The organism is Zhongshania guokunii (genome assembly GCF_040892635.1).
In the GTDB taxonomy this organism is placed as follows: Bacteria; Pseudomonadota; Gammaproteobacteria; order Pseudomonadales; family Spongiibacteraceae; genus Spongiibacter; species Spongiibacter guokunii.
Genome location: NZ_JBFRYA010000012.1, coordinates 82,722 through 101,078 on the forward strand (window position 1 = coordinate 82,722; position 18,357 = coordinate 101,078).

17 protein-coding genes are annotated in these 18,357 nt (G+C 50.5%); 13 read left to right on the forward strand and 4 right to left on the reverse strand.

The window, feature by feature from the left end:
* The first annotated feature begins 4 nt into the window (after positions 1–4).
* The 10 genes from fliN (at position 5) to AB4876_RS13845 (ending at position 10,020) form a co-directional block, all read left to right on the forward strand.
* Entirely contained in the window at positions 5–421 is a 417-nt protein-coding gene (gene fliN / locus AB4876_RS13800; protein WP_368382364.1) for a flagellar motor switch protein FliN, read from the forward strand.
* Positions 418–951, forward strand: coding sequence for a flagellar biosynthetic protein FliO (gene fliO / locus AB4876_RS13805; protein ID WP_368382365.1), 534 nt, complete (start codon positions 418–420; stop codon positions 949–951). Before fliN ends, fliO begins: the two co-directional genes overlap by 4 nt.
* Complete coding sequence (fliP, locus tag AB4876_RS13810) at positions 948–1,694, forward strand: flagellar type III secretion system pore protein FliP (protein ID WP_301028959.1); 747 nt, start codon at positions 948–950, stop codon at positions 1,692–1,694. Before fliO ends, fliP begins: the two co-directional genes overlap by 4 nt.
* Entirely contained in the window at positions 1,691–1,960 is a 270-nt protein-coding gene (fliQ, locus tag AB4876_RS13815; RefSeq protein WP_368382366.1) for a flagellar biosynthesis protein FliQ, read from the forward strand. Before fliP ends, fliQ begins: the two co-directional genes overlap by 4 nt.
* 10 nt (positions 1,961–1,970) lie before the next feature.
* The gene (gene fliR / locus AB4876_RS13820; RefSeq protein ID WP_368382367.1) at positions 1,971–2,744 is read left to right on the forward strand and encodes a flagellar biosynthetic protein FliR; all 774 of its coding nucleotides are present in this window, start codon (positions 1,971–1,973) and stop codon (positions 2,742–2,744) included.
* A 3-nt stretch (positions 2,745–2,747) separates the two neighbouring features.
* Positions 2,748–3,875 carry a flagellar biosynthesis protein FlhB gene (gene flhB / locus AB4876_RS13825; protein WP_368382368.1) on the forward strand — a complete coding sequence of 376 codons (1,128 nt, stop codon included), beginning with the start codon at positions 2,748–2,750 and terminating at the stop codon, positions 3,873–3,875.
* 272 nt (positions 3,876–4,147) lie between these two features.
* Positions 4,148–5,305, forward strand: coding sequence for an efflux RND transporter periplasmic adaptor subunit (locus AB4876_RS13830; RefSeq protein ID WP_368382369.1), 1,158 nt, complete (start codon positions 4,148–4,150; stop codon positions 5,303–5,305).
* 86 nt (positions 5,306–5,391) lie between these two features.
* On the forward strand, positions 5,392–8,523 hold the full coding sequence (locus AB4876_RS13835) for an efflux RND transporter permease subunit (RefSeq protein WP_368382370.1): 3,132 nt from the start codon (positions 5,392–5,394) through the stop codon (positions 8,521–8,523).
* A gap of 49 nt (positions 8,524–8,572) precedes the next feature.
* Positions 8,573–8,854, forward strand: a complete 282-nt coding sequence (gene ppnP, locus AB4876_RS13840; RefSeq protein ID WP_301028967.1) for a pyrimidine/purine nucleoside phosphorylase — start codon at positions 8,573–8,575, stop codon at positions 8,852–8,854.
* A 368-nt stretch (positions 8,855–9,222) separates the two neighbouring features.
* Complete coding sequence (locus AB4876_RS13845) at positions 9,223–10,020, forward strand: OmpA family protein (RefSeq protein WP_368382371.1); 798 nt, start codon at positions 9,223–9,225, stop codon at positions 10,018–10,020.
* Between the two features lie 213 nt (positions 10,021–10,233).
* Here AB4876_RS13845 and AB4876_RS13850 read toward each other — a convergent pair whose 3' ends face one another.
* Together AB4876_RS13850 and AB4876_RS13855 are read right to left on the reverse strand one after the other, a co-directional pair.
* Positions 10,234–11,568: a flavohemoglobin expression-modulating QEGLA motif protein gene (locus AB4876_RS13850; protein ID WP_368382372.1), complete on the reverse strand. Its 1,335-nt coding sequence runs from the start codon at positions 11,566–11,568 to the stop codon at positions 10,234–10,236.
* A gap of 8 nt (positions 11,569–11,576) precedes the next feature.
* On the reverse strand, positions 11,577–12,686 hold the full coding sequence (locus tag AB4876_RS13855) for a GNAT family N-acetyltransferase/peptidase C39 family protein (RefSeq protein WP_368382373.1): 1,110 nt from the start codon (positions 12,684–12,686) through the stop codon (positions 11,577–11,579).
* Between the two features lie 242 nt (positions 12,687–12,928).
* Between AB4876_RS13855 and AB4876_RS13860 the strand changes: the two genes are divergently transcribed.
* Complete coding sequence (locus AB4876_RS13860) at positions 12,929–14,398, forward strand: RimK family ATP-grasp domain-containing protein (RefSeq protein WP_368382374.1); 1,470 nt, start codon at positions 12,929–12,931, stop codon at positions 14,396–14,398.
* Positions 14,399–14,417: 19 nt separating this feature from the next.
* Here the strand turns inward: AB4876_RS13860 and AB4876_RS13865 are convergent, their stop codons facing one another.
* Together AB4876_RS13865 and AB4876_RS13870 are read right to left on the reverse strand one after the other, a co-directional pair.
* Positions 14,418–15,512 carry a DUF3080 family protein gene (locus AB4876_RS13865; protein ID WP_368382375.1) on the reverse strand — a complete coding sequence of 365 codons (1,095 nt, stop codon included), beginning with the start codon at positions 15,510–15,512 and terminating at the stop codon, positions 14,418–14,420.
* Complete coding sequence (locus tag AB4876_RS13870; protein ID WP_368382376.1) at positions 15,509–16,078, reverse strand: glutathione peroxidase; 570 nt, start codon at positions 16,076–16,078, stop codon at positions 15,509–15,511. The genes AB4876_RS13865 and AB4876_RS13870 overlap by 4 nt, the downstream gene beginning before the upstream one ends.
* A 184-nt stretch (positions 16,079–16,262) precedes the next feature.
* Between AB4876_RS13870 and AB4876_RS13875 the strand changes: the two genes are divergently transcribed.
* Together AB4876_RS13875 and cas1f are read left to right on the forward strand one after the other, a co-directional pair.
* Complete coding sequence (locus AB4876_RS13875; RefSeq protein WP_368382377.1) at positions 16,263–17,225, forward strand: helix-turn-helix transcriptional regulator; 963 nt, start codon at positions 16,263–16,265, stop codon at positions 17,223–17,225.
* 181 nt (positions 17,226–17,406) lie between these two features.
* Positions 17,407–18,354 (forward strand): type I-F CRISPR-associated endonuclease Cas1f, encoded by a 948-nt coding sequence (gene cas1f / locus AB4876_RS13880; RefSeq protein WP_368382378.1) that lies wholly within the window; start codon positions 17,407–17,409, stop codon positions 18,352–18,354.
* Positions 18,355–18,357 lie beyond the last annotated feature (3 nt).

The window sequence follows — 18,357 nt, forward strand, 5'->3', positions numbered from 1 at the left end:
GGATATGTCTGACGACGTGAATGATCAACAGCCAGCGGCGGGTGCCGCCAGTCAACATGAGGCGGTTACCGCCGCGGAAATTAAGGAATTAAATGAACACACTAGCGCTCAGCCAACAAAACCAGCCGCCGACACCAGCTCGAGGAGTGGCCGCATGAGTAATGATATGAGCCTCGATATGATCATGGATGTTAGCGTTAATGTCGCGGTAGAAGTTGGTCGGACCAAAATGAGTATCCGCGATTTACGCGAACTGAGTCAGGGTGCCATTATTGAGTTAGATCGCGCGGCAGGTACGCCCCTTGATGTATTGGTCAACGATACCCTTGTTGCACGCGGTGAAATTGTGGTTGTTAAAGATAAGTTCGGCATTATGCTCACCGAGGTTGTTGGCCAAGACGAGCGTGAGCGCCGGGGATGATGTGCTATCTGGCAAGGTGGTGTTACGGGTTTGTCAGTGTTGCCGCGGCGTTGCCAGTTTGGGCCGAGGATGTGGCAGAAGTCGCCAAGCCCTTAGTGGCGGCGAGCGCGAAGCTTGGCGATAAATCCAGCGCGGCAGCGCCTGCGGCACCCAGTTTAGCGCAGCTTGATGTTAGCGGTATGCTCGGCAGTTTGTTGCTGGTGGTGCTCTGCATAGTGGTGCTAATGTGGCTGTTGCGGAAAAGTCGCTTAGTTGCTGGTCCCAATCACACCGGCGTGGCGGTGGTGGGGCAAATTCCGCTGAGCATGAAAGAAAAATTATTGGTAGTGCAGGTTGGTGACGACAAGCTATTACTTGGCTGCACTGCCAGCGCAATTAATACCCTGCATACTTGGTCGTCACCTTCATCCCAGAATAGCGATGCCTCTGCGGCCCAGAATTCACCCTTTGCTAAATTATTGGCGCGCTTGCCCACTCAGTCTTCGGCGAAGACCAATACGCCAAGAAATGATGCCGGAGGTCCGCCATGAGGGGCTTGCGCAAACTACTATTTCTTATCGCTTGCTGTTTGCCGATGCTGGCCAATGCCGCGCAGTTGTCCTTGCCCGCAGTAACATCACTGCCCGCAGCGGGGGGCGGCCAGGAATACACGGTGTCGCTGCAATTGCTGGCGGTGATGACCGCGCTAACCTTATTGCCCGCGCTGCTACTGGGTATGACTGCGTTTACCCGCATTATGATTGTGCTGTCTATTTTGCGTCAGGCATTGGGCACAGGGCAGACGCCATCTAACCAAATACTGCTAAGCTTGGCCTTGTTTCTAACCATGTTTATTATGCAGCCGGTGGCTGAAATTGCCTACAACGATGCAATTAAGCCGTATATCGCCGAAGAGCTACCCTTTGAGCAAGCACTTGAAAAAGGTTTTCAGCCGTTTCGAAGCTTTATGCTGCGCCAAACCCGCGAAGAGGACATTGCGCGCTTTGCTGAAATTTCCGGCCAAGATGCTTTCGATAAACCGGAAGATGTGCCGTTTACTATTTTAATGGCCTCGTTTTTAACCAGTGAGCTCAAAACCGCCTTTCAAATAGGCTTTTTATTGTTTATTCCCTTTGTGGTTATCGACCTGGTGGTTGCCAGTGTGCTGATGTCGATGGGTATGATGATGTTGTCGCCGATGATGATTTCGCTGCCCTTTAAGATCATGCTGTTTGTTTTAGTTGACGGTTGGAGCTTGGTAATGGGCTCACTGGCCGCGAGTTTTTACACATGAATGCCGATACTGTAATTGAACTTGGCCGTCAGGCCATGAACGTTACCGTGCTGTTAGCTGCGCCCTTGTTGCTGTCGGCGCTGGCGGCGGGTTTGATGATAGGTATGTTTCAGGCGGCCACCCAGATTCAAGACATGACCTTGAGCTTTATTCCAAAGCTGGTGGTACTGGTCTTGGTGCTTGGTCTCACTGGCCCGTGGATGTTGCGCCATTTGATAGACTACACCACCCAGCTGTTTGAAATGATCCCTGGCCTCGTGGGGTGACCCTAAGGTGATGAGTTTAACGGCGGACCAGCTCAGCGTCTTGCTAGCCAGTGCGTGGCTGCCGTTTGTGCGAATTGGCGGCGCGATGATGACCGCGCCACTATTCAGTGCTGCTTACATTCCCCCCCGCGCCCGACTTTTACTGGCGATATTTATTACCGCGGTGCTCCTGCCTATTTTGCCCGCTAGTCCCCCCATGAATTTATTGGGTATTGAAACTGTACTGCTGATCGCCAATGAATTCCTCATTGGCCTGTGTATTGGTTTTATTATTCAGCTGGTTTTTGATGCCATAATTTTGGCCGGCCAATTAATTGCGATGGGCATGGGGCTTGGCTTTGCGATGATGGTCGATCCCCAGCGGGGGGTACAAGTGCCGGTCTTGTCCCAGTTCTTATTAATATTCACCATGCTGTTATTTGTGGCTATGAACGGTCATATCGACTTTTTAAGCTTGCTGGCTAGGAGCTTTGAGTACTGGCCAGTAGGCGGCAGTGCTTTGTCGGGTGACCAGATTGGGGTGGTGATTATGCGCGGCGCGGAACTGTTTACCGGCGCAATTCGAGTGGCGATCCCCGCGGTGGTTGCCTTATTAGTAGTGCAGCTTGCAATGGGTGTGGTCAGCCGCGCCGCACCGACCTTGAACTTGTTTGCAGTGGGTTTCCCTATCGCGATGTTAATTGGCTTTATGGTGGTTGATCGCCTGCTGCCCAATTTATTGCCTTTATTGTCTTCTGGTCTCGGCGCTGCTTTTGTGGCCGCTGAGCAATTTCTTGGGATGTGAGCCATGGCTGAGAACGAAGACGGTCAAGAACGCACAGAAGACGCATCCGAGAAAAAACTCGCTGACTCTCGTAAAAAGGGCCAAGTGCCGCGCTCGAAAGAGCTCACTACCATGATGGTGACTTTGTCTGGCGCAGCTATTTTGCTATTTACGGGCGGGCAATTAGCGGCGGCATTGCAAAACTTGCTAGAGAGCAGCTTGTCGCCGAGTTTTTTAATTGCGGCTGATGAACGGGAGATTGCGGGGCGGCTCTATGAAACCCTAGTTCGCGGTTTACTGACAATCTGGCCGCTAATGCTATTAGCGATTATTGCAGTGGTGTTTTCGTCAACTATTTTGGGCGGTTGGACCTTTAATTTAAGTGTTAAGCCTGAGCGGATGGACCCGATTAAGGGCGTTGCGAAGCTGTTTTCCCTGCGCAGTTTGGGCGAGTTAGCCAAGGCACTTATGAAAATGGTTTTTATTGGCGCGGCGGCGGTATTTCTGTTGTCGGGTCTGGCGGGCGATATTCTCGGCTTGGGTTTACAAGAGCCGAAAGAAGCTATTAAAAACAGTGCCTCACTGCTTGTGTGGTTTTTCTTTGTGGTGAGCTTGCCGCTGCTGGCAATCGCCGCCATCGACGTGCCTTGGCAGTTGTGGAATTACCACAAAGAATTGCGCATGACCCGCCAAGAAGTGCGGGATGAACACAAGGAATCGGACGGCAGGCCAGAGGTAAAAGCCAAGCTGCGTGAAATGCAGCAAGCGGCTGCCAATAACCGGATGATGGAAAAAGTGCCCACCGCCGACGTTATTATCACCAACCCCACCCACTTTGCTGTTGCCTTAAAGTATGACGAAGCGCGTATGGCGGCACCCATGCTATTGGCAAAAGGTGCCGACAATATCGCCGCTAAAATCCGCGAGCTGGCCAACGAGCACGATGTACCCATAGTTGAATCCCCGCGTTTAGCTCGCGCAGTCTTTGCGAGTACCGACCTTGATGCTGAAATCCCCGGTGGCCTGTATTTGGCGGTGGCGCAGATTCTGACCTACGTATACCAACTGCGCAGCTGGGAAACTTTGGGTGGAGAATACCCTGAGCCGCCAGAGCCTGAGGTGGATGACGCGTATTTGAAAGACTTGCTTTGATCACTGCTTGCAAAGGAGTTTCAATGAAGTGTTGTAACTGCTCGCTGAAAGCTGTTGGGCGAAGTTACGATTTGAAAGTACCATTCTAATTTTCTGGGCTAAGTTACTGGTCTATAACGATTACGCTAACGTAATGTTGCGCACCGGAACTCGACCTTTGCAGCAGACAGTGCTACTTTTTCGGCTTTGCTTATATGCAGCTACTTAGTGTGTGAGTGGTAAAAATATTTGATGTTGTTCTAAATAGTGGTTGAACCGAATAGGGAAGTGATATGAGTAGGCGGATGGTGATCATGCTTGTACTAAGCGCGGTGGTATTTGGCGGCGTGTTTGGTATGAAGTGGTTCGGCAATAAGGCGATGAACGATTACCTTAACTCAATGCCGCCACCAGCAGTGACTGTAGCCAGTGCTGCCGCAGAAGTAATGCAGTGGCCTAACCGCCTAAAGGCCGTAGGTAGTCTAGTGGCAGTGAACGGTGCTGATCTTACTGCTGAGGTTGACGGCGTGGTAAGTGCCATTCATTTTGAATCAGGCGACACCGTTAAGCGTGGCGATTTACTACTGACCTTGTCGGCGGCGAGTGAGCAGGGTGAGCTTAAACGTTTGCAGGCTCAAGCCGAACTGGCTGAGTTGAATCGCACGCGTAAAGAGCAACTCTATAAAGGTAAGTCGATATCCAAGGCGGAGTTGGATACCGCAGAAGCCGAAACCCATGTGGCCCTCGCGGCTGTTGAGGCGCAGAAAGGTCGCTTAGCTCAGAAGTCAGTCACAGCTCCCTTTGACGGTAAACTCGGTATAAAACGGGTGAATGTTGGTCAGTATCTGGGTATGGGCGCTGCCATTGTTACGCTGCAAAAATTAGACCCCATTAATGTCGATTTCTCGCTGCCTGAACATTATTTGTCGGTGCTAGCGCCGGGGCTTGTTGTGTCGGTTGAGGTCGATGCCTATCCCGATCAAACGTTCCAAGGAGAAATTCTGGCTATTGAGCCACGAGTTAACCCCCAAACCCGCAATTTTGATTTGCGAGCGCGTTTAGCAAATCCTAGTCAGCAGTTAAAACCAGGCTTATTTGCCACCGTGGCGATCACTTTACCTGGTAAGAATGAGGTGGTGGTGATCCCACGCTCGGCGGTAAATTACACTTCCTATGGCGACTCGGTGTTTGTAGTGCAGCAAAAAGCCAAGGCTGAGTCTGAGGACGCGGCGCCAGGAACGGAAGCGAAGGGAGTCGAATTAGAAGTGCTTCAGCGCTTTGTTACTTTGGGTGAGGCGCGTGGTGATTTTATTGCGGTTACTTCTGGTCTGGATGAAGGCACTGAGGTGGCAACCACGGGTTTGCTTAAATTACGGAACAAACAGCCAGTCGTTATTGATAATAGCAACGCGCCACGACCGGAAATACAGCCCCAGCCACCGGCGGGTTGAGGGGTCGGTTGACGGGTATTAGATCGCCAGCGTTGCTGGTGTAACGGATTACTGGCGATAAGCTGAAAATCGAGCTGAGAGCAACAATGAATTTCACTGATATATTTATAAAACGACCGGTTCTGGCGGTAGTGGTCAGCCTGATTATTTTGTTATTGGGTATGCGTGCCGGTATGGATTTGACGGTTCGTGAATATCCGGAGCTCCAGAACGCCCAGGTTTCCGTTATGGTGGCTTATCCTGGCGCAGAACCTGCCTTGGTTGAGGGCTTTGTTACAACGCCCTTAGAGCGTGAAATCGCCTCGGCCGACGGTATCGATTTTTTAACCTCTAAGTCAGTTCAGGGTAGCGCAATTATTACGGCTAACCTGCGCTTAGATAAAGATCCTAATGAGGCGCTGACCGAAATTTCGGCCAAGGTGTCAAAGCTTCGCAATCAGTTGCCTGAGGGTTCAGAAGATCCCGTTATACAGCTAGCCGATGGTAATAGCACCGCGGCAATGTACATTTCTTTCTATTCCGATGTGCTCAATGACAGCCAGATAACGGATTATATTGTGCGGGTGATTGAGCCGGAAATATCTGCTATAGCGGGTATTGAAAAGGTCAGCGTGCTTGGCGCAAAAAACTATGCGATGCGGGTTTGGCTAGATCCTGAAAAGCTAGTGGCATTTAATTTTAGTGCCAGCGAGGTGGTGGCCGAAATTCGTAAGCAAAATGTGCTTTCCGCCGTAGGCCAGACCAATGGTAACTACATTAAAGTCGGATTGACTGCGGGTACTGATCTGCATCATGTAGACGAGTTTCGTAAACTGGTGCTGCGCTCTGATGGCGATAGTTTGGTGAGATTGGAAGATGTCGCCACAGTTACCTTGGGTGCAGAGAGTTATGACACCAGTGCTTATTGGGATACCAAGCCCAGTGTGTTTATAGGCTTAACCGTGCGCTCAAATGCTAATTTACTCGATGTAATGGCCGAGGTGCGCGAACACCTGCCCGCTATTTTTAAAGCCTTGCCCGAAGGCCTACATGGTGATTTGAGCTACGACGCTACGGCCTATGTTCGCAGTGCGATTAATGATGTGCAAACGACCTTAGTCGAAGCCGTTATTATTGTGGTAGTGGTTATTTTCTTGTTTTTGGGCTCTATGCGCAGCTCCCTGATACCTGCTGTGACAGTACCTCTGTCATTGGTTGGCGCGCTGTTCTTGATGTATTCATTAGGTTTTTCCATTAATTTGTTGACGCTATTAGCTATGGTGTTAGCGATAGGCATGGTGGTCGATGATGCGATTATTGTCTTAGAAAATATCCATCGGCATATTGAAGAAGGTATTGAACCGCACAAAGCCTCTATTATGGGCGCTAGGGAACTGGTCGGCCCAGTTATCTCGATGACAATTACCCTTGTCGCGGTTTACGCTCCAATTGGCTTTTTGACAGGGATTACCGGTAAGTTATTTACTGAATTCGCATTTACCTTGGCTGGTGCGGTATTAATCTCAGGGGTGATTGCACTAACCCTAACGCCAATGATGTGTGCCAAAATATTAAAACCCTCTCACAATGATTCGGGAAAGGGGGGGCGTCTCGCCAATTACCTAGACGAAAAATTTGATCGTTTGCGCGGTGCTTATCGGACTCGCTTACATGGCGCTTTAGATCAACGTCATGTTATTGGCGTGTTCGGTCTTATTGTTTTGTTGTCATGTTATTTTTTGTTTGTAGCAAGCCCAGCAGAACTTGCACCTGCCGAGGACTTTGGATTTGCCGGTGCGTTAAACGAAGCAGACGGCTATTCATCGAAAGAGTATTTGTCCCAGTATTTTATGGCAAACCAAAAGATTGCTTTGGGCCATGAAAATGTAGGCCATCTATTTGCATTTAGTAGCAACGAGGGTGGCGGCACCAACACCGGCTTTTTCGGTATGATTGCCAAACCCTGGGAAGAACGTGACCAGACAATGACGCAGATCGCTAATGAAGTGAATGCCAAGGTAAGCGCTTCACCCGGTGTGCGCACGGCGATATTCCAACCCCCTGCTTTACCTACTCCAGGGCAGGGTTACCCTGTTGAGTTTGTGCTTAAGTCCATTGCCGATCCACAAACTATGGCCGACGTGGGCAATGCGGTTGTTGGGCGCGCTATGCAGAGCAATCGCTTCTTTTTCGTGGCACCAGATTTAAATATCGATAGGCCTGAAACGGTGTTAGATATTAATCGGGAAAAAGCAGCGTTATTAGGTATTGATATGAATGCCTTAAGTGCCGACCTCGCGGCCATGATGGCTGGTGGCGAGGTTAATAAATTTGCATTTCAGGGCCGAGCATACAAGGTTATTGCTCAGGTAGAGCGAGAGTCGAGGCTCAACCCGGGTCAGCTTGCTGGGTTTTACACCCGCACTGGCAGTGGTGATTTAATTCCGCTGTCTACCGTCGTGACCATGCGCGAGCGGGTGGTACCTCGTTTTATTCCTCACGCACAACAGTTGACGTCTAATACCATTGTTGCGGTACCGCGCCCGGATATTTCCCAAGGTGAGGCACTGGCACTGCTTGAAGAGATAGCACGTGAAGAGATGCCGGCGGGCTTTCAAATAGACTACGCGGGTTCGTCGCGGCAGTTTAAACAAGAGGGCTCTGCACTGGTAGCAACCTTTGGTTTTGCTCTGGTTATTATTTACTTGGTTTTGGCGGCGCAGTTTGAATCCTTTCGCGACCCCTTGATTATTCTGGTGACGGTGCCGATGTCGATCTGTGGGGCATTGCTAACCTTGAATATTTTTGCGATGACTAATGGTATGCAGCTAACCAATTTTTCGGGCATGAGTTTGAATATATACACCCAAGTAGGCTTAGTCACCTTGATTGGGGTTATTTCTAAACACGGTATATTGATTGTGGATTTTGCCAATCGCATGCAGGAAGAGGGTTTGTCTAAGCGCGAGGCTATTGAAGAAGCCAGTTCAATCCGTTTGCGGCCGATTCTGATGACGACTGCGGCGCTAGTGGTGGCAATGCTGCCATTGCTAATGGCTACCGGTCCTGGCGCAGCCTCGCGTTTCTCGCTGGGCATGGTGATTAGCTCAGGCATGACCATCGGCACCTTGTTTACCTTGTTTGTGGTGCCTGCGATGTATATGTACATTGGCCGTGACCATCAGGCTTCAGCTAAAACCAAGCGCTTGGAGGCTGATCCAGTTCAAGCTGGCGTGTAGTGGCATAGCCGCGTATCATTGCGCGGTTTTTTACGCCTTGGGGGCCATCATGATTAAGCATAATAGTTACTTTGACAACAACGTCCAGTCGCTGGGCTTTGCCACTGCCAGCAAGCCAGCTTCTGTGGGAGTAATGGCGCCGGGTGAATATCGCTTTGGCACTGAAGCGGCCGAACGCATGGACGTTATTAGTGGCGCCTTGACGGTATTGCTGCCAGGCCAGACTGAATGGCAGACCTTTGCCGATGGTCAGAGCTTTGATGTACCAGCTAATAGCCACTTTGATTTACAGGTAGCGGTAAACACTGCCTACTTGTGCGTTTACGGCTGATTTTTCGGCTGTACTTTATTAAGTAAAGATGGCTGCGCTTAACGCACCCATCTTTACTTAAAATCTCCCGCCCTAGGGGCCCTGTTTTACCTTCTTTGTTAATCCTCCTTTGGGCACAAAACATACTCGCCACGATACAAAATCCTAATTTTGTGAAAAGCGGCGCATATTTTGCTGTGTCTTATTCGCGGACCGTCTGCCGGTGCTGGCACGGAATGCCAATTTAGCGATGATCCATCTGGATTGTTTAAGCGATTAAACCGACTTAACTGGCGAATTAAACGTCGGTGATGTTGGTGTCATCACGTAACGGGGGTTACATGAAAAATATACGAATAGGGATAGCTTTATCAGTAGTAATGCTAGCTATGTCACCATTGGTAGGTGCAGAAGGAGGTACTTGTCGCTCACCTGCGCCGGGTATGCCACTTGAGTTAGATGGCTGCAAGGCAGGTGATTCGCTTATATTGCGGGAAGTGCATTTTGATAACGACTCGGCGAAATTGAGGCCGTCCTCGATGAGCTTTCTCGATCAAGTTGCGAAGGAGCTGAAGGAGAATCCGACGATAAAAGTCGCGATTGAGGGCCATACCGATAATAACGCGTCCTTTGATTACAATATGAATTTGTCGCAGAATCGCGCAAATTCCGCCAAATTCTATTTGGTTTCGGCGGGTGTTAATCCGGCCCAACTGGTGCCTAAAGGCTATGGTTTTACGCAACCTATAGCAGACAATGCCACTGCAGACGGCCGAGCCTTGAATCGCCGAGTAGAGCTGGAATTGGTTGGCACCTTAGTATTATCGCCAGCCAAGCCCACCAAGGTGTATATCTCTACATTCCACGCCAAGCCTGCTCAGCTGGTGGTGCCAGTGGGCACCGAAGTTACTTGGGTTAACTACGACGAAATCTCCCACGACATTACCTTTGATGGGGCAATGGGTTCGCGTATTTGGACTAGCCCGTGGTTAGGTAATACCTACAGCCTGAAGTTTGACCAAGCGGGTACCTACAGCTACCGTTGCAGTGTCCATAAAGATGTTAACGGTAAAATTGAGGTTAAGCCGTCGGTTGATCAATACGTTACTACTGAGTCACCGGTTTACGGCGGACAAACCACCTCATCGTATAAGGCAAACCAGACCGTAGAACCCTACGGCGGCTAATCTTACTCGATAAATTACAGGCCTTAATCGGTGTTTTTTAATAATTGCAACGCACCGATTTAAGGCCTTTTTTATTGCTAAAAATGAATTTTTTTGCACAAATGCTGCGCGCTACTGCGCAGTTGTTGTGCTTTATCTCGTCAGCAGTGGCGGTTTAAATCGGCAAACTTAGGCCTTGTTGGCGACTAAGAAAAATATTTTCATCAGCGCTATTTATTTTAAGTGCGAGTGAACATCAATAGTTTGCTCAAACAAGGATTTGAAATGCTCTTGGATTCGCGCCAAATCCAGCAGCGACATGCCACTGGAAAAACCAAACCACACATATAAGCCATTAAGGTCGCGAAACATGGGTGGCAGGTAGCGGGGCGCCTCGATAAAGCCGGCTTGCTGGTAGTGGTGAAGCACCGGCACATCATCTAAGGCCACCTTACCCACAAACAGCATCGGCAGCATTTCGGGTTTATCCGACAAGATCGCGCTGCGAATAAAATTCACGGTCTCCACAAAACCTTTCACATACGACAAGTCCTTGGTAAAACAGCTGCCGCCTTCGACCATACCGCCGCGGAATACCCGCTGGGCAATTTTATAGCTGTCGTGCTGGCTCAGTCCTTGGCTCACAAAGTGCCGGTAGACTTCAAGAAAATCGGCGCCGTTTTCGGCCATATCAATCGCCACCACACGGTCGCTAATACGCCGCGCACGGGCGGGGAAGGAGCTAAAGGTCAGGGTTTCAATTAAAACTGCCAAACCTTCCTGCAGGGCAGTTATGCGTGGTGAACCGACGCTCAACCAAGTAGCCCAAGGTTGATTGCGGCCGTTGAGCGTGGTGCCCACATGCACCCAGCCCTCGTGAACTTCGAGCACCTGTAAATCGAGGCTGGAAAACGAGGAGTGGGTATTGACCTTAATGCAGTCACCTCCCGCGGCGGCGTCAGACACAATGCCGTCGGTTTCCTTAACCGAAAAAGCACTATCGGAAAAATAGGGCGCAAGGCGCTGCTCTAATTGTTTTACGGCTTCTTCTGCGCTGAGGTTTTTGGGGTAAGCAGCAGCGAGATGTTTGGCGGCTGGGAGCGAAAAAATATGGCAGAGCCGCTGCCCCATTTCAATAAGGGTTAAATTATCGCCGCGCAAATGGTCGCGGGCCGAGCCGTAAAGCTCGCGACTGGCTTCTAAAAAGCGTGGCCGGCCGCGATTTTCTACCAGATCAATAACGATCAAATACTGTTCAATGGTCTCCACTAAAATTTTGCCAAGTGGGTCGCCCTTGCCCAGCTGCTTGTGAACTTGGCTGCGCAGGGCTTTAAGTTCGCCAATTTTACTGGTGGGGTCAAAGTTGAGGGGGTTTTGTAAATAGTAATTGCGATCGACCGCCGGCAGTTTATTCGCCTTGTCGGCAAAGAATTGGGTTTCAATTCCTTGGGGCCATTTAATCGCATCGAGGATCAATATGGGCTTCTGTATTGCAACGAGGGACTCAGAAAGTTGCTTAAGGGATTCGCAGTAGTGGCGATCGGCGTTGCTTAGTGCTGGGCTAGGCATAGGCAGGGTTACTCCGTGCTAGCGGGGTGAATGGCGATAAGGCAGCGCAGACGGTTGCGGCCAAAGCTAGCCATGGCGGTAAACGCCTCAATACTAATGGGCACGTGCATAAAATCGGTTTCGCTCTGCCAGCGGCTGTCGTTGGTGTCGGGGTCGCTGATATACACAAAATGTTCGTCGGTTTTACTCACATACACCCAGTGGGGCGCGCGATTGCGGTTGAGTGCCCAAGTGCTGATTAGGGCGAGCACATTGTCGTGTCGCTCCAGAATCTCACGGAATTGATTGGGGCCCAAAGGGTTAATTTCGATGTTGGCCGGAAAGTGACTTAATTGCTCGGTAAAGTCTTGATGAACCAGTTCAATAACCTCGCGTTTTTCCGTGCTGCGCACACTGTCGATGAACGGGGTGCCGCTGCGGTTGATATACAGATTTACGCCAAAGCCGCGGCGCAGCGCAGACAGGGCTAAACCGTGGGGCGAGCAGCCGCCGTGGCCGGTGGTCATAAATATGGTGGTGGCCTCGCGCCAGAGCTGCAATTCCTCGCGGCGAGTCATTGCGTAGTCGGTATTGATATTGGCCATGGCCATCATCAACGCCGCTGGCCCACAGCTAAATTCGGTGGTTTGCCGGTAGTAGGCCGGCGCCTTGCCGACGATTGGGCTGGTTTCTGGGTGTAGGCGTTTCTCAAAGCGCAGGGCGGTGCAGCCGTCTTCGTAGTAGTCGTCGATGTCATCAAAAACGTGGTAGTCGAGCTTTTTATAAAGGGCGATGGCCGCGGGATTGTCGTTGCGCACCTCTAGGCGAACAAACAAACAGTGGCGAGTGCGGGCTTGGTGCTCGGCGTCGGCCAACAGCGCTTGCGCCAAGCCACGGCCCCGAAAATCGGGGTCGAGGGCAATCGAGTAAAGCCTAGCTAAGCTGGTGCCGGTGCGAAAAAGTACTATGCTATAACCGGCAATGTGGTCGTTCACTAAGATTACCGATACCGAGTGGGCGCCGGGCTTGATTAGGCTTTTAAAACTGCGGCGCGACAATTTGTCGCCGCTAAAGCAGCGGTTTTCCAAAGCTTCCAGGGCGTTTAAATCGCCCTCGGTGGCCGCGCGGATAGAACTCATTACAACAACCTATTTAGGGTGATCTTACTCTGGTGAATTGTGGGCGCTGGCGCGCCAAAAGCCAATCAAAATCACAGCGATAATAAGACCTTAAATGGTGGTGCGGGCTGGCGTCAAAGTTCAGTTGGCGGTGAGTTTATTCTGCGTAATATTTACCCGCTAGATTCTTTAACGGCATATTGTTAATAGCAAAAATTGGTCGCAGAATGCGGCTCATCGTTTGCCCTATTGAGAGATGGCTAATGTCACGTTTTTTTGTTGTTGTTGACGATCTAAAGGATTGGTCGCCCTATTACCCTAGCCAGGATGTCATCACCTTCGACGACTACTTAGAGCGCGTTGGTCAGAGCAGCGGCGAGCGGGTGCGGGTAATCAACTTGGCGCGTAGCTACCGCTATTTGGGCACGGGCTATTACTGCTCACTGCTTGCCGAGGCTCGCAGTCATAATGTACTGCCCTCGGTAAACACCTTGAGTGAACTGGCGCGCAAGTCACTCTCAGATATTTTGCTGGAAGGTGTGGAGCCGCTGTTAGCTAAATTACCTGCGGCCAAGCTGGGCGATAGCATTAGCTTTCGGAGTTGGTTTGGCGAATGCCTAGAGCCCGAGTACGCGGCAATTGCGAAAGCGGTTTTTGAGCGTTTTCCGTCGCCGTTGATTGAGATTACCCTCGAATTTAATAAGACTCGTTGGCAGATTAAGAAGCTGCACTTGGTAGCCTTAAAATCCTTGAAAGCCGGCAGTGAACAAGAGGCCTTTGCCTCGACCTTTGAGCGCTTTAGCAGCAAAATGTGGCGCAAGCCCAAGGCCAGAAAAACCTTCCGCTACGATTTGGCGATTTTGGTTGACCCCGAAGAAAAACTGCCGCCCAGCGACAAAGGCGCACTGCGCAAATTTACCAAGGCGGCGGCAAATTTGGGGATTTCTGCCGAGCTAATTACCAAGAAGGATTACTTGCGCCTACCGGAATACGATGGCTTGTTTATTCGCGAAACCACTTCGGTAGATCACCACACCTACCGCTTTGCCAAAAAGGCGGCGGCAGAGGGCTTGGTGGTGATGGACGATCCAACCTCCATCTTGCGCTGCACCAATAAAATTTACTTGGCCGACTTACTCAAGAGCCACAAAGTGCCAACGCCGCGCACAGAAATTTTGCGGCGCGATAACACCGAAGAGTTACACCGTATTGCCGATACGCTGGGCTACCCGATTGTGCTTAAAGTACCCGACGGGGCGTTTTCGCGGGGTGTGGTTAAGGTTGAGGACTGGGACAGCTTGGTGAGTGAGAGCAAACGTCTACTCGACAAATCCGCTTTACTGCTGGCTCAAGAATTTATGTACACCGACTACGATTGGCGCATTGGTGTACTCGACGGCAAACCGCTGTTTGCCTGCCGGTATTATATGGTGCGCAATCACTGGCAAATTTATAAACACAGCAGCAGTAAAAGCCAGTCGGGCGGCTTCGACACCATGCCGACATACGAGGCCCCCAAAAAGGTGATTGATGTTGCCGTAAAAGCCTGCAAATTAATTGGCGATGGTTTTTATGGTGTGGATGTAAAGCAGTCTGACAACCGCGTAGTGATTATTGAAGTTAACGATAACCCCAGTATCGACTCCGGTGTAGAAGACCTATTTCTTGGTGACGGCCTATACGATTCGGTCATGGAAGTATTTTTACGCCGCATGGAAAAACGTCGGCGTTAATGCGCCGCCACTACAGAGATTAATTCCCTGGCGATAGGCCACACTGGCTAAGCAAGGCGCTAGCCAGCGTTACATGGTGGCGCTGAGCTTCAGTTGTGACGAAGAGTAAACTGTCGCGCTGGGTTTGCCATTCAATAAAGGCAGATGGAATCGCTAAGTTATTTTTTGTCATGGCGGCGAGCACATCATGTTCAATGCTGCCTATCACCGCCATTACCGCAAATTGGTGTTGATTAATTCTGCTGGCTTGGGCTTGTAGCTGGCTAATAAATACGCTGCTTAAAGCACCGCGAAAATGCTCCGCCGCGGGAATCGGCTGCGGCTTAAGGCAGAGCGGCCGGCCATTAACACGCTGGGCAATAATACTGCTGGCGCCAATTAATCCGTTTACATTAAGCTGCTGCGCGGCGAGCATACTGCCACCTGCACCCAAACGAATTTCGCCTAAGGTATTTAGCAGTGTGTCGCTAAATTGCTGCCACTCTATCGACGACCAAGCAGCCGTTACCTGGGGCTCGCTGAGCCACTCAGTTTGCCATTGCCGCCAGCGAGCCAGCGCGGCAAGGCTGGGGTCTTTGCCCTTGAGTGGATAAACATTTAAATCAACGGGCATCTGCCAAAACTGCCGAAACTCCGGCCCAGTCAAACTTGCAGCAAAAATACGTGCAGGTAACTCCCGCTGTTTTGTTTGCGTTGCGGTTTTCAATTGTGCTGCTAGCGCAATTAAACCGTCGTCCTCCAGTATTTTCTGGCACGTGGCGGCTTGGCTTATAAAGCGCAAATCAAAAATGAGACGGGCGGCGGCATCGCCGTGGCGGCCGAGAATACTATTGCGTTGGGCAATGGTGTCGCGCAGCGCACAGCGCCGCATTCGTAAAAAGTCCAGTAAATCGATACCACTGTCGCTAAACTCAAGGGGCAGTTCTCTGGGCTTGGGCATGTGCGGAAAGGCAATGTCGCGGTGCGGTTCGGCTTGGCGTTGCAGTACCCGCGCTAGTCGGCTTTGGTAGTCTTGCCATTGTGTCGCTAGCGGGCTGTTGTCGGTGCAAGCAGCGATTGTGCTAGCGAGCAGCACTGCGAACACAAGGTAGCAGTATTTGAGGGCCTGGTTCACGGGAGAGCTAAGAGATCCGTTATTGCTTTGCGCAAAGCGGCATCCTCCGGCTTGGTTCTTGAATTAAAGCCGCGCGCTGTTCCTGTATTTGGGTCGAAAACGTATTTATAGAAATTCCACTTTGGCATGGTGTCGCTGGCCTCGGCTACCAAACGGAGTAAGGGGTCTGGCTGGTCGCAGCGAATACAGGCTTTGCGAAACATCGGGAAGCTCACGCCATAATTAGCGTGGCAAACCTTGGCTGTTTTTTCAGCATTGTCATACTCCTGGCCGCCGAAGTCGGCCGTGGGTACGCCGAGTACGATTAGGCCCTGATTTTTAAATTCCTTGTATAGCTTTTCTAGGCCCTCGAATTGCGGCGTAAATCCGCACATGCTCGCCGTATTGACCACCAACACTGCTTTGGCACTGAGTACGGTATCGCAAAGATTGAGGCTTCCCGCTTCAAGTGTAGGGAGGGATTGTTTTAGGTTCTGAGGGCATTGCCAAGCGAGTGCGCCGTGGTTAATGCCGAGTAATCCGACAAGCAACAGTAGTGCGCTAAACCGGCGTTTTGTGGCGTGCATACAATCACCTTAGGTGAATTGGTCTAGTCGTGGTGTAGGGATATACTCAAACCCCGTTAAGGTAATACTATATACCAATAACAGATACGTTTAGATCACCTACAGTACCTTCGCGGTGTATTTTATGTGCACAGGTGGCTAGCCTTATCACCCAAAGTAAGCGACTCATGGATGGGCATCGTTTTTGGATAAATTCGATCGTTTTCAGCTTCTGCATCGGCAGTTTAGTCAGCATCGCAAACCAATACCAATTGCTCGGCTTGCCATATTGCTAGAGTGTTCAGAAAAAACCGTAAAGCGCGCTATCGACAATATGCGCGATTACTTAGACGCCCCCATAGAATACATCCCCGAAGCAAAAGGCTGGGCATACGCGCCACAAGCGCTAGGCCATTACGAACTGCCCGGCTTGTGGCTAACCAGTGCCGAGCTGCAATCGCTGGCCCTGCTTTTACAACTACTAAACAGTTTTGGCAACGGCCTGCTAAATCAAGAGCTATCTGTTATCGAGCAGTCTATTACCAAATTATTGGCCTCGCGGGGTATTGAACGCAGCGCGTTTGATCAACACATTAAGGTGCTACCGCTGAGTAACCGTTACCTTGCTAGTCAAATGTTTGCCCAAGTGTGTGAGGCCGTATTAAAAAAACGACGTTTGATTATTAACTACCGCAACTACCAGCAACAAGCGTCCCAGCGCGAGATAAGCCCGCAAACCTTGGTGTATTACCGCGAAAACTGGTACCTCGACGCGTGGTGCCATCTTCGTAATGACCTGCGTACCTTCTCTTTAGCCAGAATAGAAAAGCTCAATATTCTCGATAACAGCGCATTGCCAATAACAGGCGAACAACTAACGGCGCACTTTACCAAAGGCTACGGCATTTTTTCTGGCGCAGGCAAATACACCGCAACATTACGCTTTGGACCGGCGCTCGCCCACGAAATTGCCATGCAACAATGGCACCCAGAACAAATAGGAAAATGGGATGGGCGTGATTACCTGTTAAGCCTGCCATACAGTGATGAGCGAGAACTTATTCAAGATATTCTGCGCTACGGCCCCGACGTTACAGTTGAGCAACCAAGCGAACTTCGCCAAGCAGTACATAATCGGCTTAAACAAGCCATTCAGTTGTATAAGTGATTCGTGACGGGAGTGCGCGCAATTTTTAGGCTTATAACTGGCGATCAAAAGCACTGGATATATCGCCAGGACAGGTTTTGACCGGTAAGGGTGCTAAGGTGTGATCTAGTTGTGAAATAGCGGGCATGCGCAGCAGCGAATAGATCATAATTTAACAGGGATGATGTGCGTAGGAGAGGGAATGGAACAGCTCACTGACCTAAAAGCGATACTGCATTCCAAACGGGCGAATATTTACTACCTAGAAAAATGCCGCGTCATGCAAAAAGACGGTCGCGTGCTGTATTTAACCGAAGCCAAAAACGAAAACCAGTATTGGAATATCCCCATCGCCAATACTACCTGTCTGTTGCTGGGTACAGGCACCTCGCTCACCCAAGCAGCAATGCGCATGTTAGCGCAGGCTGGAGTAATGGTAGGGTTTTGTGGCGGTGGCGACACACCGCTGTTAATGGCCACGGAAATTGAATGGCTAAGCCCGCAAAGCGAATATCGTCCCACCGAATATATTCAGGGATGGATGCAATTCTGGTTCGATGACGCCAAGCGCTTACTGGTTGCCCGTCAATTGCAAAGGGCCAGAATCGAATTTTTGCAGAGTGTTTGGGCCCGAGACAAAGACCTAAAATTAGAAGGTTTTAATGCCAACGACGCAGACATCGCGCAGGCCCTTGAAATCTTCCTTAGCAAAACCGAAAAAGCCGCCAAAGTCAGCGAACTACTACAAACCGAAGCACAACTCACCAAGCAGCTCTACAAAATAGCCGCCAATCGCAGTCAATACGGCGACTTCGTGCGTGAGCGCGAAGCCGTAGACACCGCCAACGCCTTTCTCAATCACGGCAACTATCTCGCTTACGGCCTAGCGGCCACAACGCTTTGGGTGCTCGGTATTCCCCACGGTTTTGCCGTTATGCACGGTAAAACCCGCCGCGGCGCCTTGGTGTTTGATATTGCCGATCTAATCAAAGACGCCATTATTCTGCCGTGGGCCTTTATCTGCGCCAAAGAAAAGGCCACCGAACAAGAATTTCGTCAACAATGCCTGCAAGCCTTTACCCAGCACAAGGCCTTGGATTTTATGTTTGAACAAGTAAAAAGTGCGGCTTTGAAAGGGGCTAATCAGTGATTA

What these genes read in the sequence shown, in the direction of transcription:
- fliN (WP_368382364.1), top strand. Translation starts at nt 5, where the DNA reads ATGTCTGACGACGTGAATGATCAACAGCCAGCGGCGGGTGCCGCCAGT.
- fliO (WP_368382365.1), top strand. Translation starts at nt 418, where the DNA reads ATGATGTGCTATCTGGCAAGGTGGTGTTACGGGTTTGTCAGTGTTGCC.
- fliP (WP_301028959.1), top strand. Translation starts at nt 948, where the DNA reads ATGAGGGGCTTGCGCAAACTACTATTTCTTATCGCTTGCTGTTTGCCG.
- fliQ (WP_368382366.1), top strand. Translation starts at nt 1,691, where the DNA reads ATGAATGCCGATACTGTAATTGAACTTGGCCGTCAGGCCATGAACGTT.
- fliR (WP_368382367.1), top strand. Translation starts at nt 1,971, where the DNA reads ATGAGTTTAACGGCGGACCAGCTCAGCGTCTTGCTAGCCAGTGCGTGG.
- flhB (WP_368382368.1), top strand. Translation starts at nt 2,748, where the DNA reads ATGGCTGAGAACGAAGACGGTCAAGAACGCACAGAAGACGCATCCGAG.
- AB4876_RS13830 (WP_368382369.1), top strand. Translation starts at nt 4,148, where the DNA reads ATGAGTAGGCGGATGGTGATCATGCTTGTACTAAGCGCGGTGGTATTT.
- AB4876_RS13835 (WP_368382370.1), top strand. Translation starts at nt 5,392, where the DNA reads ATGAATTTCACTGATATATTTATAAAACGACCGGTTCTGGCGGTAGTG.
- ppnP (WP_301028967.1), top strand. Translation starts at nt 8,573, where the DNA reads ATGATTAAGCATAATAGTTACTTTGACAACAACGTCCAGTCGCTGGGC.
- AB4876_RS13845 (WP_368382371.1), top strand. Translation starts at nt 9,223, where the DNA reads ATGTCACCATTGGTAGGTGCAGAAGGAGGTACTTGTCGCTCACCTGCG.
- AB4876_RS13850 (WP_368382372.1), bottom strand. Translation starts at nt 11,568, where the DNA reads ATGCCTAGCCCAGCACTAAGCAACGCCGATCGCCACTACTGCGAATCC.
- AB4876_RS13855 (WP_368382373.1), bottom strand. Translation starts at nt 12,686, where the DNA reads ATGAGTTCTATCCGCGCGGCCACCGAGGGCGATTTAAACGCCCTGGAA.
- AB4876_RS13860 (WP_368382374.1), top strand. Translation starts at nt 12,929, where the DNA reads ATGTCACGTTTTTTTGTTGTTGTTGACGATCTAAAGGATTGGTCGCCC.
- AB4876_RS13870 (WP_368382376.1), bottom strand. Translation starts at nt 16,078, where the DNA reads ATGCACGCCACAAAACGCCGGTTTAGCGCACTACTGTTGCTTGTCGGA.
- cas1f (WP_368382378.1), top strand. Translation starts at nt 17,407, where the DNA reads ATGGAACAGCTCACTGACCTAAAAGCGATACTGCATTCCAAACGGGCG.